This is a genomic window from Nocardia acididurans, from assembly GCF_016741815.1.
Lineage (GTDB): Bacteria > Actinomycetota > Actinomycetes > Mycobacteriales > Mycobacteriaceae > Nocardia > Nocardia acididurans.
This window is the reverse complement of sequence record NZ_JAERRJ010000010.1, coordinates 114,348-138,414: the sequence shown is the minus strand read 5'-3', so window position 1 is coordinate 138,414 and position 24,067 is coordinate 114,348. Positions and strand designations below refer to the sequence as shown.

24 protein-coding genes are annotated in these 24,067 nt (G+C 68.0%); 6 read left to right on the top strand and 18 right to left on the bottom strand.

What is annotated here, in order from left to right:
* Positions 1-37: 37 nt before the first annotated feature.
* Genes JK358_RS25825 through lspA form a run of 3 tightly spaced genes read right to left on the bottom strand, consistent with a single transcriptional unit; the run spans position 38 to position 2,281 of the window.
* A complete protein-coding gene (locus JK358_RS25825) occupies positions 38-685 on the bottom strand; it encodes a hypothetical protein (protein WP_201951847.1) in 648 nt (215 codons plus the stop codon).
* A gap of 31 nt (positions 686-716) precedes the next feature.
* Positions 717-1,643, bottom strand: a complete 927-nt coding sequence (locus JK358_RS25820) for an RluA family pseudouridine synthase (protein ID WP_201951844.1) — start codon at positions 1,641-1,643, stop codon at positions 717-719.
* Complete coding sequence (gene lspA, locus JK358_RS25815) at positions 1,640-2,281, bottom strand: signal peptidase II (RefSeq protein WP_232851903.1); 642 nt, start codon at positions 2,279-2,281, stop codon at positions 1,640-1,642. Before lspA ends, JK358_RS25820 begins: the two co-directional genes overlap by 4 nt.
* Before the next feature lie 78 nt (positions 2,282-2,359).
* Between lspA and JK358_RS25810 the strand changes: the two genes are divergently transcribed.
* From JK358_RS25810 to JK358_RS25800, 3 genes are all read left to right on the top strand, one after another.
* Entirely contained in the window at positions 2,360-3,364 is a 1,005-nt protein-coding gene (locus JK358_RS25810; RefSeq protein ID WP_307817742.1) for a hypothetical protein, read from the top strand.
* Between the two features lie 47 nt (positions 3,365-3,411).
* On the top strand, positions 3,412-4,134 hold the full coding sequence (locus JK358_RS25805) for a sensor domain-containing protein (RefSeq protein WP_201951839.1): 723 nt from the start codon (positions 3,412-3,414) through the stop codon (positions 4,132-4,134).
* A gap of 78 nt (positions 4,135-4,212) precedes the next feature.
* Positions 4,213-4,683 (top strand): VOC family protein, encoded by a 471-nt coding sequence (locus JK358_RS25800; protein ID WP_201951837.1) that lies wholly within the window; start codon positions 4,213-4,215, stop codon positions 4,681-4,683.
* Positions 4,684-4,733: 50 nt separating this feature from the next.
* On the opposite strand, the gene JK358_RS25795 is transcribed toward JK358_RS25800, so the two are convergent.
* The 3 genes from JK358_RS25795 to JK358_RS25785 form a co-directional block, all read right to left on the bottom strand.
* Positions 4,734-8,048: an arabinosyltransferase domain-containing protein gene (locus JK358_RS25795; protein WP_307817741.1), complete on the bottom strand. Its 3,315-nt coding sequence runs from the start codon at positions 8,046-8,048 to the stop codon at positions 4,734-4,736.
* 92 nt (positions 8,049-8,140) lie between these two features.
* Positions 8,141-8,641, bottom strand: coding sequence for a WKL family lipoprotein (locus tag JK358_RS25790; RefSeq protein WP_201951835.1), 501 nt, complete (start codon positions 8,639-8,641; stop codon positions 8,141-8,143).
* Between the two features lie 179 nt (positions 8,642-8,820).
* Complete coding sequence (locus JK358_RS25785; protein WP_201952591.1) at positions 8,821-10,146, bottom strand: DNA polymerase IV; 1,326 nt, start codon at positions 10,144-10,146, stop codon at positions 8,821-8,823.
* A gap of 125 nt (positions 10,147-10,271) precedes the next feature.
* Here JK358_RS25785 and JK358_RS25780 point away from each other — a divergent pair, with 125 nt between their 5' ends.
* On the top strand, positions 10,272-11,153 hold the full coding sequence (locus JK358_RS25780) for a UTP--glucose-1-phosphate uridylyltransferase (RefSeq protein WP_201951833.1): 882 nt from the start codon (positions 10,272-10,274) through the stop codon (positions 11,151-11,153).
* A 17-nt stretch (positions 11,154-11,170) separates the two neighbouring features.
* Here JK358_RS25780 and JK358_RS25775 read toward each other — a convergent pair whose 3' ends face one another.
* Positions 11,171-12,178, bottom strand: a complete 1,008-nt coding sequence (locus JK358_RS25775; protein ID WP_201951831.1) for an SMP-30/gluconolactonase/LRE family protein — start codon at positions 12,176-12,178, stop codon at positions 11,171-11,173.
* A gap of 118 nt (positions 12,179-12,296) precedes the next feature.
* Positions 12,297-12,755 (bottom strand): MarR family winged helix-turn-helix transcriptional regulator, encoded by a 459-nt coding sequence (locus JK358_RS25770; protein ID WP_201951828.1) that lies wholly within the window; start codon positions 12,753-12,755, stop codon positions 12,297-12,299.
* A gap of 56 nt (positions 12,756-12,811) precedes the next feature.
* Here JK358_RS25770 and JK358_RS25765 point away from each other — a divergent pair, with 56 nt between their 5' ends.
* Positions 12,812-13,858, top strand: coding sequence for a hypothetical protein (locus JK358_RS25765; RefSeq protein ID WP_201951824.1), 1,047 nt, complete (start codon positions 12,812-12,814; stop codon positions 13,856-13,858).
* 14 nt (positions 13,859-13,872) lie between these two features.
* Here the strand turns inward: JK358_RS25765 and JK358_RS40115 are convergent, their stop codons facing one another.
* Complete coding sequence (locus tag JK358_RS40115; protein ID WP_201951821.1) at positions 13,873-14,415, bottom strand: TetR/AcrR family transcriptional regulator; 543 nt, start codon at positions 14,413-14,415, stop codon at positions 13,873-13,875.
* A 76-nt stretch (positions 14,416-14,491) separates the two neighbouring features.
* Between JK358_RS40115 and JK358_RS25755 the strand changes: the two genes are divergently transcribed.
* On the top strand, positions 14,492-14,905 hold the full coding sequence (locus JK358_RS25755) for an organic hydroperoxide resistance protein (protein WP_201951819.1): 414 nt from the start codon (positions 14,492-14,494) through the stop codon (positions 14,903-14,905).
* Positions 14,906-14,917: 12 nt separating this feature from the next.
* Here the strand turns inward: JK358_RS25755 and JK358_RS25750 are convergent, their stop codons facing one another.
* The 9 genes from JK358_RS25750 to JK358_RS25710 form a co-directional block, all read right to left on the bottom strand.
* Entirely contained in the window at positions 14,918-15,457 is a 540-nt protein-coding gene (locus JK358_RS25750; RefSeq protein ID WP_201951818.1) for an NlpC/P60 family protein, read from the bottom strand.
* A gap of 378 nt (positions 15,458-15,835) precedes the next feature.
* Positions 15,836-19,027 (bottom strand): isoleucine--tRNA ligase, encoded by a 3,192-nt coding sequence (gene ileS / locus JK358_RS25745; RefSeq protein ID WP_201951817.1) that lies wholly within the window; start codon positions 19,025-19,027, stop codon positions 15,836-15,838.
* Between the two features lie 281 nt (positions 19,028-19,308).
* Entirely contained in the window at positions 19,309-19,512 is a 204-nt protein-coding gene (locus tag JK358_RS25740) for a hypothetical protein (protein ID WP_201951816.1), read from the bottom strand.
* A 120-nt stretch (positions 19,513-19,632) separates the two neighbouring features.
* The gene (gene wag31 / locus JK358_RS25735; RefSeq protein ID WP_201951815.1) at positions 19,633-20,457 is read right to left on the bottom strand and encodes a DivIVA-like cell division protein Wag31; all 825 of its coding nucleotides are present in this window, start codon (positions 20,455-20,457) and stop codon (positions 19,633-19,635) included.
* A gap of 72 nt (positions 20,458-20,529) precedes the next feature.
* Entirely contained in the window at positions 20,530-20,832 is a 303-nt protein-coding gene (locus tag JK358_RS25730; protein ID WP_181585602.1) for a YggT family protein, read from the bottom strand.
* A gap of 276 nt (positions 20,833-21,108) precedes the next feature.
* On the bottom strand, positions 21,109-21,897 hold the full coding sequence (locus JK358_RS25725) for a cell division protein SepF (RefSeq protein WP_201951814.1): 789 nt from the start codon (positions 21,895-21,897) through the stop codon (positions 21,109-21,111).
* A gap of 104 nt (positions 21,898-22,001) precedes the next feature.
* Positions 22,002-22,784 carry a YggS family pyridoxal phosphate-dependent enzyme gene (locus tag JK358_RS25720; RefSeq protein WP_201951812.1) on the bottom strand — a complete coding sequence of 261 codons (783 nt, stop codon included), beginning with the start codon at positions 22,782-22,784 and terminating at the stop codon, positions 22,002-22,004.
* Complete coding sequence (pgeF, locus tag JK358_RS25715) at positions 22,781-23,521, bottom strand: peptidoglycan editing factor PgeF (RefSeq protein WP_201951810.1); 741 nt, start codon at positions 23,519-23,521, stop codon at positions 22,781-22,783. The genes JK358_RS25720 and pgeF overlap by 4 nt, the downstream gene beginning before the upstream one ends.
* 75 nt (positions 23,522-23,596) lie before the next feature.
* A complete protein-coding gene (locus tag JK358_RS25710; protein WP_201951799.1) occupies positions 23,597-23,995 on the bottom strand; it encodes a hypothetical protein in 399 nt (132 codons plus the stop codon).
* Between the last annotated feature and the right edge of the window lie 72 nt (positions 23,996-24,067).

The window sequence follows — 24,067 nt, the reverse complement described above, 5'->3', positions numbered from 1 at the left end:
GTGCGCCTCCATGACGCACCGGCGCAACCCCACTCGATCAGTTGTCGGGCACCGGCCCGTCGTCCGGTCCCGGCTTCACGTACTCCCCGTGCTCGGGAAGCAGTGGGGAGACGGCGAATACCGCCGCGGGCGCATCCGCGGGCAGCGCCTCGACAGCCCGGACGCCGGGCAGCGCGGCCAGCGCGCGCAGCTCGGGCAGCGTGCCGTGCAGAACCAGGCCGACCAGACATGCGCAACCCGACCGCAGCCGGGCCGAGACGACCGCATTGGTGCGGGTGGCGCGTTCGGTGAACGCGGGGGTGGCCGCGATCAGTTCCGCCGCAGCGGTTTCCGAGGCGAGCGCCGCCGACGGCGTGGACGGGAGCGAGATCCCGATCACCTGCGTGGCCACCCGGTCCAGGGCCACATGATAGATCGCCCGCGAAATACGCAGGCCGCCACTGTATTCGGGGATCTGCGCGGCGGCGATGCCGGTGCGCAACGACATCAGCGCCCAGTGCGCGCCGGTGTCGGCACCGCGCAGGGACTCCTGTGCGAAGGCCAGGTACTCGGCCACCGACTCGCCGTTCTCCGGGCCGAGACGGTCGGTGCCGATCACCGCCGCGCGGGGCGGGAAAGCCCAGCCGAGCACCACGATCACAACCGCGAGAAGTACTGCGGCAGCGGCGATCCCGGCCCGGCGCACGGTTGCCGATCGGAGGTTCAACGACGGCCCGTCAGTGCGCGCGCAGCACGTCGAGGGCGTGCTCCAGATCCGCCGGGTACTCGCTGGTGATCTCCACCCAGCGGCCGTCCGCGGGATGGTTGAAGCCCAGCTGACGCGCGTGCAGCCACTGCCGCTCCAGGCCGAGGCGTTCGGCCAGGCGCGGATCCGCGCCGTAGGTCAGGTCACCGCAGCAGGGATGCCGGATCGCGGAGAAGTGCACCCGAATCTGGTGTGTGCGACCGGTTTCCAGGTGGATGTCGAGCAGGCTCGCCGACTGGAACGCCTCGATGGTGTCGTAGTGCGTGACCGACGGACGACCGTCCGCCGTCACCGCGAACTTCCAGTCGTTGCCGCGCGCCCGGCCGATCGGCGCGTCGATGGTGCCGCTGCTCGGATCCGGATGTCCCTGCACCAGCGCGTGATACCGCTTGTCCACGGTGCGCTGCTTGAACGCGCGCTTGAGCATGGTGTACGCGTGCTCGGACTGCGCCACCACCATGACGCCGGAGGTGCCGACATCCAGGCGGTGCACGATGCCCTGACGCTCGTGCGCACCGGAGGTGGAGATGCGGTAGCCCATGGCGGCCAGCCCGCCCACCACCGTCGGCCCGGTCCAGCCCACCCCCGTATGCGCGGCCACCCCGACCGGCTTGTCCACGGCCACGATGTCGTCATCGGCGTAGAGGATCTTCATCCCGTCCACCGGGGTCGCCTCGACGGTGAGTTCGCGCTTGGGCTCCGGGAATTCGACCTCCAGCCAGGATCCAGCGCTGAGCCGATCCGACTTGCCGGCGGCGATGCCGTCCAGCTGCACCGAGCCGTCCTCGGCCATGGCCGCGACCGCGGTCCGCGAAAGCCCCAGCAGCCGTGACAATCCGGCGTCCACCCGCATCCCGTCGAGCCCGTCCGGCACCGGCATACTGCGCGTTTCCCTCATGCTGCCTTCCCCTCCGCATCCTCGTCCGCGGCGTCCCGCTCCTGCTTCTGGTCACCGGCGCGCGTGCCATCGGGTTCGAACCCGAACACGGTCAGCGCCACCAGCAGGATCGCGCCGCACACGATCGCCGAATCGGCGACATTGAAGACCGGCCACCAGCCGACGGCCATGTAGTCGACCACATGGCCCTGCAGCGGTCCCGGCGCGCGGAACAACCGGTCGACCAGATTGCCCAGTGCACCGCCGAGCACCATGCCCAGACCGACGGCCCACGGCAGCGACCGCAGCGTGCGGCCGATCCGGATGACGCCGATCACCACGGCCGTGGCGATCAGGGTCAGCAGCCAGGTCATGCCGGTGGCCATGGAGAAGGCGGCACCCGGATTGCGCACCAGGCTCAACCGCACGAAGTCACCGATCAGATAGATCGGCTTCCCCGGCTCGATGGTCGCGACCACGATGCACTTGATCAGCAGGTCCAGCGCGAACAGCACCGCGGCGATGATCAACACGGTGCGCAGGCGACGCGGCTGCCGCCCCGTCTCCTCGACGGGCTGCGCCACCGCCTCGGCGGGCGCCTGCTCGGCTGGTTCGTCTGCGCCGGATTCGCTCGGCCGGTCGGTACTCACCCCTGACATCATTCCCTATCCGAAATCCGGATCCGCACATGCACGCATCCCAGCTGATTATCAGGATCGGGCCGTAACCTGTTCGACGTGACGGTGTTGTCTTCATCCCCCAGCTCGGCGAACGCCACCGCACGCTGTACCGGTTCCTCCGGTCGACCGCGCCCCGGTGCGCGCGGCGCGAGATCCAGTGTCCTGCTCGTCATGATGGCCCTCGCCCTGTCCGCCTTCGGCACCGGGTGCAGCGACGGTTCGGAGACGACCGTCGAAGGCGACGGCGCGGATCCCCTCGTCGGGATCGGCAGAGAGGTCACCGTACCCATCTCCGCGGTCACCACCACGGTGCTGGAGTACGGCGCGGAACCGCGTGCGGCGTTACGGCCCGAGGTCGCGCCCGGCGTCACCCAGCAGGTGACGCTGCGCACCGACCATCACATCGAGCAGCAGATCAACGCGCAGGCGGTGCGCGACTTCTCGCCGCCCGCCATCACCATTCCGCTCACCGCCCAGGCCGGTGACGACGACATCGAGCTGACCCTCGGCACCGTGACCTCCCCGGATCCGGCGCTGGCCAAGGCGCTGCTGCCGGCCGACGGATCGCGGGCCGGATTCGACATCAGCGAGCTCGGGGCCATCACCGCGCTGCGGCTCGCGCCCAAGCCCGCCACCTCCGATGCCGCGCGGGCCGCACTGGAGCAGGCGTTCTATCAGGCGGTGTACCAGTCCATCACGTTCCCGGACGAACCCGTCGGGGTGGGCGCGGTATGGACGGTGCGCCAGCAGGTCTCGGGCAGTGTGCCGCTGGACCAGGTGACCACCGCGACGCTCACGCACCGCGAGGGCAGCCTGCTGACCATCCGCCTGAATGTGGTGCAGACGCCGAAAACCACGGTGTGGCAACTGCCCAATCAGGCGGGGCAACTGGAGATCGTCGACTACCTCATGCACGGGGCGGGCGATATCACCGTGGATCTCGGCCTGCCGCTACCGGTTTCGGGTTCGGTGGAGGTCGGCGGCAATCAGACCTACCGGGATCCCAACAGTGCGGTGACGCTGCGCCAGACCCTGCGCACCCAGGTGCAGTGGGGTGCGTGAGCTGCCGCGTCCCGGAACCGTCGCAGTCCTGAACTACAGTGCCTGACGTGGCACTGATCGAATCCGGCACCGGCCGCACCGCGCTCGCGACGCTCGCCGCCGTCCTGGCGGTGGCCGTATCGGCGTGCGGCTCCGGCGATTCCACCGATCCGCTGCCGTCGCTGCTGCCGACCGTGCAGCCGCCGACGGCGTCGAACGCCCCGGCGCTGGATGATGTGACGCTGCGCAACAGCCTGCTGGACGAGACGGTGCTGACCGGCTACACGGCGCTGAACGACCCGCCGCCGGGCACGGTCACCGGGGCGGGCACCGCCACCGACCCGTCGCAGTGCGCGAAGGTGCTGTCCCCCGTGGCCGAGCAGGCCCCCGGCGCCCGCGCGCAGGCCATCGCGCAGTTCAGCGGGACGGATTTCGCGAGTATCGATATCGATGCCGCCTCGTATGCGAACGGTGGTTCGGCACAGGCTTTTTCGCTGGTGCAATCGCTGTTGCAGGGGTGCGCGGCATATTCCGGTAAGGACGCCGACAATATCACCGTGGAATTCCGGCTGGGCGGTTTGGAAATTCCGAAGGCCGGGGACGCCTCGACCGCTTTCCGGGTGCACACGTCGAGTCAGGGATTCACCCTCTACACCGCCGTGAGCCTGACCGTTGTCGGATCGACGGTCGTACAGATCGCCATGTCCGGTGCGTCGGAACCCGACCCGCAGAAACTCGGCGACATCACCGCCGAACAGGTGAAGCAATTGCGGGCCGCAACCGGTTCATAGGGCTGAACTCCCGATTCTTTTGTCGGACCCCAGGCGTAGGTTTCGAGACGTCCGACACATTCGAATCGGAGGTCCACCATGTCCGATGTCAATCCCATTCCCGAGGGCTACCCCGCCGTCTGTCCGGCGCTCGCCGTGGACGGCGCGGCCCAGGCCATCGACTTCTACAAGCACGTCTTCGGCGCGGCCGAGCGCTTCCGCATGCCCGGACCCGACGGCAAGGTCGCGCACGCCGAGCTGCAGTTCCGTGACTCCGTCATCATGCTCGGCGACCCCGCGCCCGAGATGGGCTTCCTCGACCCCAAGGCGGTCGGCGGCACCCCGGTCAACCTCTACGCCTACGTCGACGACTGCGATGCCGCGTTCGCCGCGGCGCTGACCGCCGGAGCCAAGGAACTCCAGGCCCCGGCCACCCAGTTCTACGGCGACCGGGTCGGCGTCTTCGAGGATCCGTGGGGTCACCGCTGGTCGGTGTCCACCCACGTCGAAGACGTCACCCCGGAGGAAATGGACAAGCGCATGGCCGACATGCAGGGCGGCGCCGGGTAATCCCACCGCCTCCGCACCCGCTTCAGCGTCGAAACGGGTGCGGACCACTGTCAGCGCCAGCCGAGTACGTCGATCGGGCCGGGCGTCCACATGCCGGAGCGGGTTTCGACGGTCACCTGCGGCCGCGCCACCGCCGCCGAATCGTCGATGCGGCTGAACCGCTGCAGCTCGCCCCAGTCGGTGCGCCAGGACTTGTCCAGGTAGGTGGCCACGGTCTGCGGGCGCAGCAGCAGCGAACTCCAGCCCAGCGGGCCGCCGCTGTCGTGGTTCTGCCACAGGTTGGTGTCCTTGGCGCCACCCCGATCGGGCAGGATGCGCCACTGCGGCGTCTCCGCGATGCCGTCGTGGTGCTCGTAGGGCCGCTGGCACGGAACCTGCAGTCCCACAGCCCAATCCAGCAGCACCGGCGCGTCGGAGCCGACCACCTGCTGCAGCGTGCGGGTCTGCGGCACCCGCGGCGGGGTCAGCGCGACCCACTGCTTCGGGTTCTGTTCGCGATCGCTCGCCACCAGGCGGATCACCGTGGCCTCGGCCGGGATGTCGGTGAACGGCACCCGCAGGTTCCGCCAGGTCGGGGCCGGGCCGATATCGATCGGCGCGACGCTGCCCAGCGGCTGCACGCCACCGGTGGAATCGGCTGTGCCGTACTCGATTTCGACGGACTGGCCCGGGGTGACGACGCCGCTCGCGTCCACCGAGCGGATCCGGCCCGCCGCCGTGACGGCGATGATGCCGGTGCGCTCACCGGCCGCGGGCAGCCGGTACCAGCCGGTGGTGAGGTTCGCGACCGATTCGCTCGTGCCGTAGCTGCCGAGCACCGGCGTGGTGGCCGGGTTCAGCCCGAACGGCAGTGCGGCCGTGGTGGTTCCGGCCGACTCGTCACGCTCGGCGCTGTTGAGCGCGGTGACGATCGCACTGGTGTCGACCTCGTCGTCGGCCTTGAGATCGGGGGCCACGCCGCCCGGGACGAAGCCGGTCGACTCGCCCGCGAAGGCGCTGAAGGCGTCACCGGTCAGCGGAGCCAGCATGCCCGCGTTCGGATCGCTCTCGACCAGAACGTCGTTCGCGATACCGCACGGCTTGCCCAGCACCGCGTTCACATTCGACTTGGCCAGCGAGAAGCCCGGGTACTGCGATACCGCGCCCTTGGCGAGCGAACCCACCTCGAACAGCACCATGAACGCCGCCACCAGCGTCAGCGGCGGGATGGCCATCAGCCGCCGGCCGCGACCCGAGATACGGTGCGGCGTACCGGGTTCGGGCGCGCGCACATGGAACCACCCGGCCAGCGCGAGCAGCAGCAGCGCCAGTACCAGGAACAGCTTGTTGACCCCGGTGCCGGCCAGCACCACCGGCTTGTCGTTCCACGGGATGCCCCAGTTCGAGACGTACCACCAGCCGTTCATGGTGGAGAACGTCATGGCGAGCAGGAAGGCCACCACCGCCGCGAACAGCGCGCGGTTGCGCGGGGAGCGCAGCACCCGCGGGCCGACCGCCACCGCGGTCACCACCGCGACCGAACCCGCGAGCCCGGCGTACACGCCGTTGTGGTGGGTCCACTTGGTGGGGGTGGTCATCATCAGCAGGATGACGCCGACGCTGCTGCCGAGCAGGCGGCGCACCGGCCCGGCGGCGGTGAACGGAATCCGGCCGCCGCGGCGCAGCAGCACCAGCGCGCAGACGATCAGGCCCAGCCAGAACACGAACATGCCGAAGCGGCGCGCCACCGAACCATCGATGGTCGGCATGAACAGGTACTGGTAGCGCAGATATTCGTTGTACCACTTGACATTCGGGCCGACAATCTCGTGCACGCGCTGCATCTCGAGCATGGCGGCCATGGTCTGATCACCGAAGGCCGCCACCAGCACCACGGTTCCGGCCGCGCCCAGCGGAGCCAGCAGGGCCAGGTAAGAGCCGAGCCGGGCACGCAGGACAGTCGCGAATCCGGCATCCGGCGCGACCGGCCTGCTCAGTTCCCGCGCCCGTGCGTCGACAATCCGCCACACCGGCCGGATTCCGGCCAGCAGCGGCGCGACGCAGATCAGGCCGGACGGACCGGCGGTGCAGGCGAACGCGCCGATGAGAATGGCGACCGCGTACGGCAGCAGGCGGCGCGTCGCGATGGCGCGCTCCACCGAAACCCAGGTCAGCAGCACCGAAATCGCCACGGCGGCTTCGGGTCGCAGGCCGTTGTTGTAGGGCAGCCACACCGCCAGGAAACCGAGGCCGCCGGTCCACACCGCCACCCGGTTACGCGAAATGCGCACTCCCAGACGGGGAATCACCTCGCGGCTGATCACGAACCAGGACAGCAGACCCGCGAGCAGGGCGGGTAGTCGCACCCACGGGCTGGCGGGCGAGATCAGGGCGAGATAGCCGAACAGCGAGTGGTACAGGCCCACCGGATTCTCCGGAACGCCGAAGTACGCGAAGTAGTTGGCCATATAGCCGGACGGGATGGAGGCCCGGCCCATGCCGAACAGGTAGCCGTCGTCCGCGGTGGTCGCGCCGATGAAATGCCAGAGCACCAGCGTGCCCAGCACCACGCCGTCGACCGGCTGCAACCGCCACCACCGGCGCGGCAGGAACGGGCGGGTGCGGCGGCCGTCGCGGCGATCGAGCCGGTACAGCGCGACGAGCGCGATCACCGTGCCCGCCAGCGCGGTCCAGATGGCGATCCGCTTGAGCAGTGCGGGCGTGGAGGAGAATCGGCTGTCGACCTGCGCGGTGACCTGCGCACCGTCCGACACGGCCAGATCGCTGTAGATGCCGACCAGCTGCGGCCGGTGATCACCGTCGAGCCGCACCGGGGCCACGGTGGTCGCGCCGAGGGTCGTGCCGGTGAGCGTCGCGGTGGTCTCGGTCATGCCCGCGTGCACGGTGAACGCGCAGTCCGCGCCCAGGTCCGCGACGGGCACGCTGATCAGCGTCTGATCGCGCAGCACCGCTTCGAATCGAGCCGGGTTGACGGTCCCGTCGTCGGCGGTGCTCGCCGGTTGGACCCAGGCCAGGAAGCCGTAGCGCCAGCGGTCCGGGGCCCCGTTCGGCGTGGTGGCCACCAGGGTGCCGCCCTGCGCACCCAGTTGCGCCACCGCCGCGCACGGGATGGTCGCGTCGAAACTCAGCGGGGCGTAGGAGACGAGCGGGGCCTCGATGCTCTGCGTCGAATTGCCCTGCGGCCACGCCAGGGTGGTCGCGTCCATCCGCACGGGCAGGAAAGGGATCGCCACGGCCGCCAGGACGGCGACCAGGCCCGCGATCAATGCCAGCGGCCGCTCCCAGCCCCCCGTTTGCGGTCTCGCGGGATCGGGTTCAGCACTGCCGGCGGAATCGCTCTCCGCCCTCTCCAACACGTCGGTCACGACCGCAGATATTAGGCGGCAAACCGGACCGCGCGCCTTTCGGATGCGACCGAACCTGTGACCGTGACGCCGATCACAGGCCGGTCAGCCGACTATGCGCAGGCCGGAGAGGTCTGGTTGGCCAGCGAGAGGGTGTTGCAGATCCACTCCTTCTGGACCTTCCACTTGCCGTCCTCGGCCACGAAGGGCACGACCATCACCTGCGGCTGGCCGCCGTTGATGGAGGCCTCGGCGTCGGCGGTGATGGTGCCGTTGCCCAGGTCGGTCACGCCGGTGACGGTGATGGTGGCGTTGTTCTGCTGGTAGGCCTCGGTGAGGCGCTGCGGCAGGCTCGGATCCGCGGAGACGCCCTGCATCATGTCGAGCTTCTGATCATTGGGGACGTTGGGGTCCAGCGCCTTCTGCAGCTCGGTGTTCAGTTCCGCGGCGGTCGGGGCCGGCGGGTAGCTGGTGTTCGGAGCCGCGGTGACCTTCGAGGTGGTGGCCTTCGGCTTCGTCTCCTTCTTGTCACCCTCACCACACGCGGAGAGTCCGAGGGCGGTAACGATGGCCAGCGTGGCAACCGCGATACGTCCGGTCTTCTGAAGCTTCAACTGCTCGTCCTTTGCGTTCGAGTAGGTCCCTGGACTACGAGACAGGCGCCACCCGACGGCAGCGCTGCACGAGGCCCGACACTAGTACGAGACACGCGGAAATCCGACCCGGAAACCGGTCCGAAGGCACTTTCAGGCCGAATCCTCATAATTCACGCAATGCCCTCACAGGCTCGGGCTCAGCGCAGGCTGCCGAGTGGATCCGCGCGGGTGAGGGCGGGATCGGCGGCGGTGAAGGTGCGCGCCGGACCCGGGCCGGTGGAACGGGTTTCGAAGCGCACGGTGACCACGCCGTGGCCGGAGCCCTGCACCCAGCCGTGCCCGAACTCGGGATGCTCGACATCCAGTCCGGGATACCAGGTTTGGGTGGTGTAGGAGCGGGTCGGCGGCGGCACCTCGGGTTCCGGGCCGAGCGCCAGGCCCAGCGTCGGCTCCTCCGAGACGGATTCACCGGCGTCGACGGTCTGATCCAGCTCCGGGAACAGCGACTCCTGCCGGATCTCCGACAGACCCGCGAAACCCACGCCCACCAATCGAATCGCGCCCAGTTCGGTGGGATCCAGTGCCGAGCGCTGCGCGGCCGCGGTGAGCGTGGTCAGATCCTCGGTGGCGTACGGGAGGGTGGACGAGCGGGTCACGATGCTCATATCCGCCCGCTTGAGTTTGAGCACCACCGTGCGCGCGGCCCGGCCGTCCTGGGTGAGCCGCCGATGCGCCGACGCCGCCATGGCGTCGATGGCGGGCCGCAGCTGGGCGAGGGTGACGATATCGGTCTCGTAGGTGGTTTCGGCGCTGATCTGTTTGGCCTCGGCGCGTTCGGCGACCGGGCGATCGTCGATGCCGCGAGCCAGCCGGTGCAGGGCGATGCCCAGGGCGGAGCCCAGAATCGAGGCGGCCTCCGATTCGGGCAGCGCGGCGAACGCGCCCACGGTCTCGATACCCAGTGTGCGCAAACGGCTTTCGGCGACCGGGCCGACGCCCCAGAGCTTGCGCACCGGCAGGGCGGCGAGGAATGCTTGTTGTTCGAGCGGTGAAATCACCTTCACCCCATCGGGTTTCGCGAGACCGGAGGCGATCTTGGCCAGCTGCTTACCGCTGCCCGCGCCCACCGAGGCCACCAGTCCGGTGCGCGCCCGCACCGCCGCGCGCAGGTCCTCGCAGAACTCCAGGACTTCCTCCGGCCCGGCTCCGGCCAGCTCCCCCGGTTCACCGAACGCCTCGTCGAAGGACAGCGTCTCCAGCACCGGAATGCGTTCGCGCAGTGTGTCGAAGACCCGCCCGCTCAGCTCCGCGTACACCGACCCGCGCGGCGGAATCACCACGGCCGTCACGCCCACGAGCCGTTTCGCCTGATGCATGGGCATGGCCGAGCGCGCCCCGAAGACGCGCGCCTCGTAACTCGCCCCGGCGACCACGCCGCGCCCGCCCATCCCGCCCACCAGGACGGGCCGCCCGCGCAGGGTCGGACGGGTCAGCTGCTCGACCGAGGCGAAGAAGGCGTCCATATCGATGTGGATCACCCAACGCGCGCTGTGACCAGCGGTTTTGCGATCAACGGAGGTATCCACACAGGGCAGGCTACGCGCCACTACCGACAGGTACGTCTGTTGCGATATGTGATGATCGGATCATGACGATTCGCAAGGCCGTGATCCCCGCCGCAGGCATCGGCTCCCGGCTGCTGCCGTTGACCAAAGCGATCCCGAAGGAGATGCTCCCGGTCGGTGACAAGCCCGTCATCGAGCACACGGTTCGCGAACTGGTCGCCTCCGGCATCACCGACATCACCATTGTGGTGAGCGCCGGAAAGTCGTTGATCCAGGACCATTTCCGCCCCAACCCGCAACTGGTGGCGCAGCTGCGCGCCGACGGCAAGGCCGCCTACGCCGACGCCGTCGAAGAGGTCTACGAACTCGGGCGGCTCGGCCACATCACCTATCTGGACCAGCACGGGCCCTACGGCAACGGCACCCCGGTGCTCAATGCCGCCCGCAATCTGGGTGACGAACCCATGCTGGTGCTGTGGCCCGACGACGTGTTCGTCGCCGAGGTGCCGCGCGCCCAGCAGCTCATCGACGCCTACGAGAAGACCGGCGCGCCGGTGCTCGCGCTCATGCCGATGGATCCGGCCGAATCGCAGCGCTACGGCGTGCCCGTGGTCGAGGAGACCGTCGGCGAGGGGCTCATGCGCATCAGCGGGCTCAAGGAGAAGCCCAAGACCGCCGACGCGCCCTCGGCGTACGCGGCCATCGGCGGGTACGTGGTCACCCCCGGCATCATCGAGGAGCTGCGCGGACAGGTCGACAACTGGTACACCCACCGCACCGGCGAGGTGTACCTGACCGATGCCATCAATATCTTCGCCGCCGAGAATCCGGTGTACGGACAGGTGATTCGCGGCCGCTGGTACGACACCGGCAACCCGGGCGACTACCTGGTGGCCCAATTCGCCTCGGCGCTGGCGCATCCCGAGTACGGGCCGCTGCTGCGACAGCTGGTCGAAGAGCAGTAGCCCGACAGCGCAACGGATTACGGCAGCGGCACCACGACCACCCGGTTGTCGGGCATCGCCGGAATCCAGATATTGCGCCCGGTGCCGTCCAGCCCGAAATCGGCTGGGCCGTGCAGATTCTCGGGCAGTTTCACGGTGGCGCCGGGACTGCCGTCCGGATTGTAGATCTGGATGGTGCCGACCTGATCGGGCTGGGTGCTCGACACCCAGTCCGAGATCACGGTATTTCCGTTGGGCAGCACCGCGATTCCGTCCAGGACGCCGTGCACCGAGCCCACCCGCTGCGGCACCACCGGGTTCTGCGTGAGATCCAGCCGCCACAGATCGCCGCCGGTGAAATCGGCTCCGGTGGCGGCGACATAGGCCACCTTTCCGGACGGATCGAGGGCGATGCCGTTCGCGCCGGGAATCGCGGTGGCCAGGGATTCGAAGGATTTGGACTCCAGGTCGAGCCGATACACGATGCCGCGCAGCGAATCACTGACCAGCAGGGTCTTGTCGTCGAGCAGGGCGATGTCGTTGAGCATGGCGGGTTCGGCGCCGGAGAGCGGGGCCTCGAACACCTGGCCGTGGGTGTCGACGTCGTAGCCGACCACCCGATCGATATCGGCCACGAAGACCCGATTGCCGGTGTGCGCCATACCTTTCGGAGCGTGCAGCGGCGGATCGCCCTGGCGCGGCATGGCACGCCGGGCCGTCACGGTGCCCACCGCGTTGAGTTCGGTGAGGTAGCCGTCGCCGTCCTTGGCGAGGGGGTCGCGGGCGGTGCCCACATTGGAGATGAACCACCGGTCCTCGGCGAAGAGCACGCTCTCCGGTGACGAGAAGCCTTCCAGGGAACCGGGTCTGGCGACCGTGCCGGGCGCCCCGCTGACGCGGGTGCCCTCGGCCGGGACGGTGGCGTCCGGATCGGGCTCGGCCCCGCATCCGGCCGCGGCGAGCAGTAGTGCGCCGCCGATCGCGGCGAGAATCCGGCCGCGACGACCACGGCCTGCGCTGGTGAAACCTTTCGACCCCTGGGACATGGCGTCCACCTCCAGCGGAAGGTCTCGCCCCGACCGGCGAGACGCGCGCCAAGTCTATCCAGCGCAGGCGCGCCGGTTCATCGAATTCGGTTGAACTCCAACTCCTTTAGTGCACTTATCAACTATTCGGCGCGTGCTCGTCGGCGCTGTTGTAGCGGACCAGATAGGCCGCCAGCCGCGATACATCCGAATCGTCCCAATCCTGGAAGCGGTCGGCGAAGGCGTCGGCCCGCCTGCGCGCCGCCTCCCGCGCCACCCGCTTCCCCTCCGGCGTCGCCCGCAGGACGTGATTGCGCCGATTGGCCGGATCCACCTCGCGGTCCAGATAACCGAGTTGCTCCAGCGCCGCGACCTGGCGGCTCATCGTGGATTTGTCGAGATGGAAATGCCCGGCCAGCTCGGCGGCCAGGCAGCCGTCCCGTTCGATGACCAGGTCGAGAATGCTCGACGCCACCAGGGACAGGCCGGGATGCAGTTCCGCCGCGCGGCCCCGGGCGCGGCGGGCGAAGGCGGTGAGCTCGCGCTGTATGACATCGATCGCATCGGCGCGGTCGGGGAATGCCGGGTCGCTACTCATAGTTGTAGACTACAACTTCACCACAGTTGCATTTACCAACTATTCGGAGAAAACCCATGGCCTCGCATCAGATCCGGCATGTCGCCACCCACCTGCTGACACCCCTGCTCATGTGCCTCGGCATGGGCCTGGCCTATCTGGGCGCGTTCCATCAGCCCGAACCCAACCATCTGGCGATCGCGGTGGTGGGCGGCAGCCCGCAGACGATGGTGCTGGCGCAGACCCTCAAGGACGAGGGCGGCAAGGCCCTCGACGTGATCACCGTGCCCACCCGCGACGACGCCGTGGCACAGCTGAGGAACCGCGACCTCGCGGGCGCGTTCGTGCCCGACGCCCAGCACCCGGAACTGCTTGTCGCCAAGGCCGGTTCGGACACCACGGCGATGGCGACCGAACTGGTGTTCCAGCGGGTCACCGACCAGCAGGGCGTGGCGCTGAAGGTCACCGACGTGACCTCGCCCGCCCCCGGCGATCCGACCGCACAGGGCATCTTCTTCCTGTTCTTCCTGCTGGTGGCGCTGAGCATCGGCTCCTACGGTTCGGTGGCGGCCATCGGCGCGGCCGGGGCCGGGCTGTCCATGGCGATCCGCGCACTGTTCGGCCTGGTCACCTCGTTCTTGGTGAGCCTCATCGGGCTCGTGGTCGCCGGGCCGGTATTCCATGTGGTCGACCACGACGCGGGCGCGGTGTGGGCGCTGTCGTGGCTGTACTCGGCCGGCGTGCTGGCCATCGGCATCGGACTGCACACCTTCCTGCAGCGCTGGACCACACTGGTGATGATGGTGCTGTTCGTCATGCTGAACTTCACCAGTTCCGGTGGCGTGTACAGCCCGTGGCTGCAGAACGATTTCTTCGGCGCGCTGCACGGGTTCTGGAACGGCGCGGGCTTCGTGGAGGGGGCGCGCAGCCTGATGTACTTCGACGGCGCGGGCTTCGGCGGGCGGATCACCAGCCTGCTGCTGTGGTTCGCGGCCGGACTGGCGCTCATGCTCGCGGCGGCACGGTACGAGAAGCGCCGGGCCGCAACGGCTCCCGAGCACGCGGTCGAGCCCGACAAGCATCAGACCGCCGAGGAGGAGATGGAGGAATCGGTCGGCGTGTGAGCACGCCGCGACCTTCAGGCCCGAATTCCCACCTGCGCCAAGGCCGTCCGGATTCCCACCCGGACGGTTTCGGCGTCTCCGACACCGCCGCTGATGGTGACGCCGTCGCGGGTGAGCAGGAGCACCCGGGCGGCCCCCTCGGGATCCTCGTGTCCGGCCGCGCGCAGCCGTTCGGCCATGAGCTCGCGGAACCAGCCGCGATAGTTCTCCACCACCGCGCGCACCGGATGCTCCGGATTCGCGAACTCCACCGCCGCGTTCAGGAACGGGCACCCGCGGAATCCGGGCTCGCCGCTGAGCCTGCCGAGCCGCTCGAAGATGGCCGCGACCGAGTCCGCCCCCTCGCCCGGTACCGACTCCAGCATCTCCTTCTGCCGCGCGTATTCGCGTTCCAGATATGCCACGACCAGGTCGTCCTTGGTCTTGAAGTGCCGGTAGAAGGTGGCCTTGGCGATGGCCGCCTCGGCGATGATGCGGTCGATGCCCACGGTGTGAATGCCCTCGGCGTAGAACAGCCGGGTCGCTGTGTCCAGCAGGCGTTCGCGGGCTTCACTCATGCCCTTGACTCTAGCAGACAGATCTGTCTACTCTGAGTCAGGACGTGAACAGACAAGTCTGTCTAGGAGGACCGCAATGACCACACTCTTCACCTCTTCCGCCACCTCGGTCGGCCGCGAAGGCCGCACCCTGAGCTCCGACGGCTACCTCGACCTGAAGCTGGCCCAGCCCAAGGCCGCCGGCGGTACCGGCGACGGCACCAACCCCGAGCAGCTGTTCGCGGCCGGTTACTCGGCCTGCTTCGCCAGCGCACTGCAGGTCGTGGCCCGCACGCAGAAGATCGACCTGGGCGACACCTCGGTCACCGCCGACGTCAGCCTGAACAAGGACGATGAGACCGGCTTCGGCATCTCCGTCGTGCTGCGCGTCGAGCTGCCCGAAACCCTGCAGAACGAGCAGGGCCGGGCGTTGGTCGAGGCCGCGCATCAGGTTTGCCCCTACTCCAAGGCCACCCGCGGCAACATCCCCGTGGAACTGGTTGTGGAGTAAGGGAATTCGGGTTCAGTAGAAGCGGCGGATGTCGTAGATCTCGAACTGGGACAGCGGGGTGAAGCCCACCGGCACACCCCAGTCGTAGGCATTGAGGATCTGCCCGAACCCGGCGTAGATGCCCACATGCGAGGCGTCCCCGTTCAGGATCACGACATCGCCGGGCTGCAGGGCGTAGAACGGCACCTCGAGGCCCGAATCCACCTGCAGCCAGGTGGTCCTGGGCAGATTGATGCCCACCTGGCGGTAGGCCCACTGCACCAGGCCGGAGCAGTCCCAGGCATCCGGTCCGGTGCCGCCCCACTCGTAGGGCTTGCCGATCTGCGTGGCGGCCACCCCGAGCGCCGCGACGGCGCGGGGACTGGTGACGGGTAATTGCGCCGACCCGCTGGCGCTGCCGGAGAAGGATCCGGTGGCGCTGCCGGAGGAGGCGGACCCGGTGCCGCTTCCGGTGTCGGCGTGGGCGATTCCGGCCCAGATCGGGACGGCCAGGGTGGTCACGGTGACGGCGGCCAGGAGTTTGACGGTACGACGAATCCAGCGACTGCTCATACAACTACGCCCTTCAGGTGTGGCACCCACCCGACGAGCCGATACGGCGACAGCACAGCAAACTCTCCTGTGCGGGATGAACCACTTCCCCATGGCATCCCACCCGGTACGACTTGCCTGGCAGTGCGCTTCTATCAGTTGTGTCGATCAGCAGAACACGCAAGCTCAACTAGACGTTGAAAGTTGCTAGCGTATAGCTGTTGTATCGCACGCAACAGCAGTCACACAAGGGCCGACACGTCTCAGCAGTATGTGAGGCAAGACACTTTCAGACTTTGGCGCCGGCAGGCCGGACGCTCTGACCACGCCGGAACAGCCGAGGGGCGGGGCCGTCATGGCCCCGCCCCTCGTTGTCCGCCCGGCGTTGCGCCGCGCGCGTCAGTTCTTGCTGACCGACGCCTTCACCCCGCCCGCGATCTCGGCGGCCTCCGTGCCCGCGTCACCGAAAGTCAGTGCGGTGGCCAGGATTTCACCGGCGATGAGCTCGCGGTGGGTCTGCGCCCAGGCCAGTCGCTCGGCCGGGACGTCGAGCACCACGGTGATGCGGTCCGAGACGTCGAGGCCCTTGGCCTTGCGGGTCTCCTGCAGGTCGCGGATGAGGTCGCGGGCCCAGCCCTCGGCCTCCAGCTCCTCGGTGACCTGCGAGTTCAGCACCACCAGGCCGGAGTTGCCCGGCAGGGCGGCGGTGGACTCGGGTTCGGCGGCCACCAGACGCTGGGTGTACTCCTCGGGCAGCAGCGCGATCCCGGCGGCGGTGACGGTGCCGTCAGCGGCCTCACTCCACTCTCCCGCCTTGACCGCCTTGATGACCGTCTGCACCTGCTTGCCCAGGCGCGGACCCGCGGCGCGGGCATTGACGACCAGCTCGAAGCGGCCGTGCGACGCCACATCGGCGGTGAGGTCGACCTTCTTGACGTTCACCTCGTCGGCGATCAGATCCACGAACGGGGTGAGCCGCTCGGCATCCGAGGCCGCCACGGTGACCTCCGACAGCGGCAGCCGCACCCGGAGGTTCTGCGCCTTGCGCAGGCTCAGCACCGTGGAGCAGACCGTGCGCACCTCGTCCATGGCCGACACCAGTTCGGCGTCGTGCGGCAGATCCGCGGCCGCCGGCCAGTCGGCCAGATGCACCGAACGACCGCCGGTGAGCCCGCGCCAGATCACCTCGGAGATGAGCGGAAGCAGCGGCGCGGCGAGGCGGGTCGTCACCTCCAGCACGGTGTGCAGGGTGTCGATGGCGTCGCGGTCCTCCTCCCAGAAGCGCGAACGCGACCGGCGCACATACCAATTGGTGAGCGCGTCGGCGAACGAGCGCAGCTCGTCACAGGCTCCGGCGATGTCGTAGATCTCCAGCGCCGCGGTGATGGCGTCGCGGGTCTGCGCCAGCTTGGCCAGGATGTAGCGATCCAGCACATTCGCCGAATCCGTGCGCCAGGTACCGGGTTTCGAGGCGTACAGCTGCAGGAAGGTCCACGCGTTCCACAGCGGGCGCAGCGCGTGGCTGACCCCCTCGCGGATGCCGCGCTCGGTGACGATCAGGTTGCCGCCGCGCAGGATCGGCGAGGCCATCAGGAACCAGCGCATGGCGTCGGAGCCGTCGCGGTCGAAGACCTCGTTGACGTTCGGATAGTTGCCCTTGGACTTGGACATCTTCAGGCCGTCGTCGCCGAGCACGATGCCGTGCGCCGCAACGGTTTTGAACGCCGGACGATCGAACAGCGCGGTGGCCAGCACATGCAGCGTGTAGAACCAGCCGCGGGTCTGGCCGTTGTACTCGACGATGAAGTCGCCCGGATTGTGGCCGGGGACCGCGTTGCCGTTGTCGTCGCCGTGGCCGCCGTCGAACCAGGTCTTGTTCTCGAACGGGTAGTGCACCTGCGCGAAGGGCATGGAGCCCGACTCGAACCAGCAGTCCAGCACCTCGGGGGTGCGCCGCATCATCGACTTCCCGCTCGGGTCATCGGGATTCGGGCGCACCAGATCGTCGATCATCGGGCGGTGCAGGTCGGCCGGGCGCACGCCGAAGTCGCGCTCGAGCTCGTCGAGCGAGCCGTACACGTCCACGCGCGGGAACTCCGGATTGTCGGACACCCACACGGGGATGGGCGAACCCCAGTAGCGGTTGCGGCTGATGTTCCAGTCGCGCGCGCCCTCGAGCCACTTGCCGAACTGGCCGTCGCGGATGTGCTCGGGCACCCAGGTGATCTGCTGGTTGAGCTCCACCATGCGGTCGCGGAACTTGGTGACCGCGACGAACCAGGACGGCACCGCCATGTAGATCAGCGGCTGACCCGACCGCCAGCTGTGCGGGTAGGAGTGCTCGATGGTCTCGTGCCGCAACAGCTTTCCGGCGGCCTTGAGATCCTTGATGATGACCGGGTTGGCGTCGAAGACCATCAGGCCCTCGTACGGCGGCACCATCGAGGTGAACTTGCCGCCCGGGTCGAGGGGCTGCACCAGTTCGATGCCCGCGGCCGAGGCCACGTCCATATCCTCTTCACCGAAGGCGGGGGCGAGGTGGACGATGCCGGTGCCGGAGTCGGTGGTGACGTAGTCGGCGTTCAGCACGCGGTGTGCGTTCGGGTGACCCACGAAGAAGTCGAACGGGGGCCGGTAGTGCAGATCCTTCAGCGCCGCGCCCGCATGCTCGGACAGGACGGTCGGTTCCTCGCCGAGTTCTCGCGTGTAGGCCGAAACCCGCTCGGCGGCAAGCAGGTAGCGTTTGCCGTCCTTGCCCTCGAGGTGGGCGTAGGTCACATCCGGATGCACCGCGATGGCGAGGTTGGACGGCAGAGTCCACGGCGTGGTGGTCCAGATGAGCGCGTTCGCGCCGTCGAGCTCGTGCAGCGGATGCTCCGCGGGCACGCTCAGCACCATGTCGACGGTGACCGCCGGATCCTGACGCATCTTGTAGGCGTCGTCCAGCCGGGTCTCCTGGTTGGACAGCGGGGTCTGCTCGTACCAGGAGTACGGCAGCACCCGGAAGCCCTGATAGATCAGGCCCTTGTCGTACAGCGACTTGAAGGCCCACATGACCGACTCCATGAAGTCGAGGTCGAGGGTTTTGTAGTCGTTGTCGAAGTCCACCCAGCGCGCCTGGCGGGTCACATACTCGCGCCACTCATTCGTGTAGCGCAGGACCGAGGATTTGCACGCGGCATTGAATTCCGCGAGACCCATCTCGTCGATCTGTGATTTGTCCGTGATACCGAGCTGCTTCTCGGCTTCGATTTCCGCGGGCAGGCCGTGAGTATCCCAGCCGAAACGCCGTTCGACCTTCTTTCCGCGCATCGTCTGGAAACGTGGGATCAAATCCTTCACATAACCGGTGAGCAGATGACCGTAATGCGGCAGGCCATTCGCGAACGGCGGACCGTCGTAGAAGACGAATTCCTCTGCATCGGAACGGTTCTCGATGCTGGCACGGAAGGTGTCGTCGGCGGCCCAGTAGGCGAGAACCCGCTGTTCCAGCTCAGGGAAGGACACCTGGCCGGAGCCGGCCTGGGTCAGATCGACGCGGGGGTATGCGTCGCGGGTGGCTGTGTTCGCTTCAAACGCCTCGTCCGCCATCGCGGGCTCTCCGTCTCCTCGTGCCGAAAACCATTGGCACGGGGACGATTCCGACGCGGATGCGTCGTGACCGCGGTACCACCCCGCTTGCCCGGCGCGAGACCGGGCCTCTTCGTTGCGAGCTGTGACGGGCTCACCCGTTCGGTTCTAGTGAGCAGCGCGGGCTGCCGTTCTTCCGAAGGCTCCCCGGTGATGGCCGGATCGACGCCGTGTAGCTGTCACCAGTCTAGCCAGGACGGTCCAGCGGATATTCCCTGGACCCTCCCCCCACGTTCACGAGCTCAATGCCGGGCGTGCTTACCGCCCGGATGCGACTGCGAATCGTCGTCGTCCTCTCGCATCGACAACGCGCTCGTCAGCAGCAGCACCGCGCCGATGACGCACACGATGATGCAGCCCCACGCCCAGATCACCGAACCGGTGGTCAAGGCGGTCACGAGCAGACCGAAGCCGATAGCAGCGAGAACGAGCGTCACCACGAGCATGAGGACCCACCCCTCGTGCGGTGTTCATAGCGGCGTCGGCCGGACAGGTGGCGGCACCACGCTGCGCTTCCCCGTCCGGGGACGGGGATCAGCGCGGCACCGAAGGCCGTACGTACGACTTTACTTGCCGCCCTTGAGAAGTGCGCCGTTGCCGGCGGCTTCCCCGCCGAATTCTCCACCGTCGACCGGGACCGCGGAACCACGGTTCTCCAGCTCCTCCAGCTGCGATTCCAGGTAGGACTTCAGGCGCACGCGGTACTCGCGCTCGAAGGTCTTGAGCTGCTCGATCCGGCTCTCCAGCACACTGCGCTGCTGGGTGATGGTGGCCATGATCTCGGTGTGCTTGCGCTCGGCGTCGGCCTGCAGGGCGTCGGCCTTCTCCTTGGCCTGGCGAAGCTGGGAATCGCTGCGGGTCTGCGCGTCCGACAGCATGGCCTCGGCCTTCTGGCGGGCGTCGGCGATCATGGCCTCGGAGCGGGTGCGGGCGTCGCTGACCAGTCGCTCGGAATTCGCTCTGGCGTTGGCCAGCAGCTGCTCGGCCTCGGTCTTGGCGTCGGAGGTGAGGCGATCGGCCATCTCCTGAGCCAGCGAAAGCACCTTGGCGGCCTGCAGATTCGCATCCGCGGAGGGGGCCTCGGCCTTGACCGGCATGGGCGCGGGGGCGGGCATCGGCGGCGGCGGCGCGACCGGCGCCTGCTTCACCGGCTCCGGCACGGGCGGCTGCTTGACCTGCTGAACCGGACCCCGGTTCTTCTTCGCATCGGCCAGCTCGGCGTCCAACTCAGCAACGCGCTGGCGAAGATCCGCGTTCTCCTCGATGAGGCGTGAGAGCTCCTGCTCGACCAGGTCGAGGAAGGCGTCGACTTCGTCCTCGTTGTATCCGCGCTTCCCGATCGGTGGTTTGCTGAACGCGACGTTATGAACATCGGCGGGGGTCAGCGGCATGGAACGATCCCTTCACGCTTCGTATGGAGATCTAGCGGTAGATCTGGGCAAGCTTTCTTTGGGCCCATTCTGTCACACCTGAGCTACCGACTGCCCGAGCGAGCCGGTGATCGACATCAGGATGAAGACGATGAATAGCAGGACCATAATCGACAGATCGAGCCGAATTCCCCCAAGATTCACTGGAGGTATCAAACGCCTCAGAAGTTTCACGGGCGGGTCCGTGATCGTGAAGATCACCTCCAGCACGATCACGACGAAGCCGGTCGGCCGCCAGTCGCGCGCGAAGCTGCGAATGAACTCGACGATGACTCGGCTGATCAGCAGCAGCCAGAAGAGGAACAGCAGTAGGTTCAACACCTGGAACAGGGCCACGCCGTTCACTCTGCCTCAGAAACGGTGCCTTGCAAAATAAGACGCGGGATCGCGCCGCTCACAAACCGGTTTCGATGGCTCTGAGTGTGGGTACCGGTGCGGGCCGCCACAATGTTGCCCAGCGGCCTGGACACCAGGCTCATGAGTCCCCCTGCATGCGACAGCGAACCTGTCGCAACCCCCGTTGACGCACGCGCATTACGGTGAGCGCGTTGGTTTTCGGCCCGTTTGCGCCGAATCCGGCTGTCGCATCGATTACTCGATTGCGACAGCGGCTTACTTCTGGTTGTAGAAGCCGGTTTCGGCGATCCGGCGGCGCTCCTCGGCGGAGACGTCCACATCGGCCGGCGACAGCAGGAACACCTTGGTGGCGACCTTGTCGAACGAACCACGCAGGGCGAAGGCGAGTCCCGCGGCGAAGTCCACCAGCCGGCGGGCGTCCGCGTTGCTCATCTCCACCAGATCCATGATCACCGGGGTGCCGTCGCGGAAACGCTCGCCGATGATGGCGGCCTCCGCGTACGTCCGCGGACGCAGCGTCGTGATCTTGGACAAGGGGCCTCCGTCCTCGAAGATCTGAGAACGGCGAGGCGCGGTGTCGATCCGGCGCTCCTCCATCCGCAGTTCTTCCATGCGCCGCTCGGCCTCCGGGTCCACCGCGAGCGCACCGCGCGTGGTGCCGCGCACCATGGACGCGCCACCAGGACCACCCATACCGCGGGTGCGGCTGGACGGCGCGGTGTCGATGCGGGTGGGACGACGCGGGGCGTCGTAGCGGTCACGCTCGTCTTCGTAACGGTCCTCGGCATAGTCGTCACGACGCGACACGCTGTAGCCCGGCTTGTAGGGGGCCTTGTACGACGGCTCGTACGCGGGCTCGTCCTCGTACCGGTCGCGCTCGTGCTCGTACCGGTCGTAATCCCGATCGGCATAAGGCCGAGGGCGGCGCTGACCGCGTTCATCGGCGCTCCGGGGCGCGGGTCCGCGATCGTCGACGTAATCGTCTTCGTAATCCTCGAGCGGAACCATCCCGAAGTACGCCTTGAACTTATGCAGCGTGCTCATCTGGTCGACCTTCCTTCGGCCCCGGTTGGCCTGGGGTGTTGTCCTGCTCAGCCCTCTTCTGTCACCAAGCATATGTTTCAAATGTGACTGATGAGGTTTGTTTGCTACGCCGAGGTTATCGGTCGCGCGCCCATCAACGCCGTACCGACACGCACGCATGTGGATCCGTGGCGGATCGCGGCCTCCAGATCCCCCGACATACCCGCCGACAGCTCCCTGGCCTCGGGATGTGAGGCCAAGAGATAGGAGTGGACCGACTGCAATTGCGCGAACGCGGCCTCGGGATCGGACTCCAGCGGCGGAATCGCCATCAGGCCCCCGAGCTGCAGCGATGGCAGCGACGCGACCCGATCGGCGAGGGCAGGGAGGTCGGCCTCGGTGACGCCGCCGCGCGCGGTGTCGCCGTCGAGACTCACCTGCAGCAGTACGCGCAAGGGGGTGTAGCGCTCCCCCGCCTCCAGCGCCGCCTCCGCCCCGGCGTCCAGGGTGGTTGCCAAGCGGTCACTGTCGACGGAGTAGACGGTATCGGCCCAGCGTGCAACGGATTTCGCCTTATTGCGCTGCAGGCGGCCGATGAATTCCCAGCGTATTTGGGACAGCTGGCCCAGCTGTGCCACCTTGGCGGCGGCCTCCTGCTCGCGGGATTCGCCGAACTCGCGGCGGCCCAGGCCATAGAGGATCTCGATATCCGAGGCGGGGAAGAACTTGGTCACCGGCAGCAGGCGGACGGTGCGCGGATCACGGTCGGCGGCCCGGCACGCTGCGTGGATGCGGTCGCCGAGCGCGGCCAGCGAAGCCGACAGCTCCGCGACCCGATCCTCGTCCCCGGTGACACGCGCCACCTCGGCTCCGGCGGAAGCTGTTGCGGCGATGGGGGTCTCGGTCATTCTGCGATTCCTTCGGATGACATCCAAATCACACCGGCGAGTCGTCCCGTCGGCGCGCCGCGCCGGTGGCTGAACAGGGTCTTGTCCTCGATGGTGCACCGCGGATCCACGGCCACCGCGCCGACACCGGCCGCCTCCAGCTGGCGGCGGATGCCCGCGCGCAGATCCAGGCCCGGCGTGCCCTTGGCGGTGGTGGTCGCACTGCCCGGCAGATGGGCGTCGACGTCGGCGCGCATGGCGGCGGGCACTTCATACTGCCTGCCACTCGCGGCCGGGCCGAGGAACGCGCCGATGCGCTCGGGCTTCGCGCCCACGGAGACCATGGCCTCCAGCACGTGCGGGACGATGCCGATCCGCGCGCCGATCCGCCCGGCGTGCACCGCGGCGATGACACCGGCCTCGTCGTCGGACAGCAGGATGGGCACGCAGTCGGCGGTCAGCACCACCAGGGCCAGATCCTTCTGGGTGGTAACCAGCGCATCCGTCGCGGGCACCGGCTCGTCACGCGGTCCATCCACGATCTCGACGTTACGTCCGTGGATCTGTTCCATCCAGATCAACTGCCGCGGCGGCAGGCCGATGCTGTCGGCCAGCCGAACTCGATTGCGCCGCACCGCCTCCGGATCGTCCCCGACATGATCGCCGAGATTGAAGGAGTCGTACGGGGCGGTGGAGAAGCCGCCCGCCCGGGTGGTCACAACCCGCCTGGTCCGAAAAACCGGTGCCGCAGAAGTCATGCCTCCGAGCGTAATAGCCAACGCCCGGCAACCTCACCTCACAATCACGTGACGGCGCGGGAGGTGACCAACGGCTCAGGTGGTCGTATCCGTGTGGTGAACCATCGTCACCGCGACGGCCGAGTAGTCGGGGGCGAAGACCGCCGACAGATACTTCGAGTCGTAGACGACGGTGTTGTAGACCGCCCCGGAGACCAGGGATAGATGGACGTGGAGCAGGCAGCCGCCGGCCTGACCGTCGGTGGGCGCGAAGTCGAGCTGTTCGGGAAGCGCCCGGCCCAGCCGGATCCACTTCGCCGGAGCCTCCTCCAACAACAGCTTCCGGTACTCCCCGCTGTTGGTGTCGGTGGTCTCCACCTCGGCGAAAGTCATGGCGATCGGCGCGCCGTCGACCAGGATCCGGAAGACCCCGCGCTCTTCCCCCCGCTCGAAAGCGATTCCGCGACCGTCGAATTCGAATTGATCACTCCCCATACCCGTCGAGCATAGGCATGGGGACCGACAGAAGCTCTCCGCGCGCGGGCCGGTGACTGCTCGCCGCGAGCA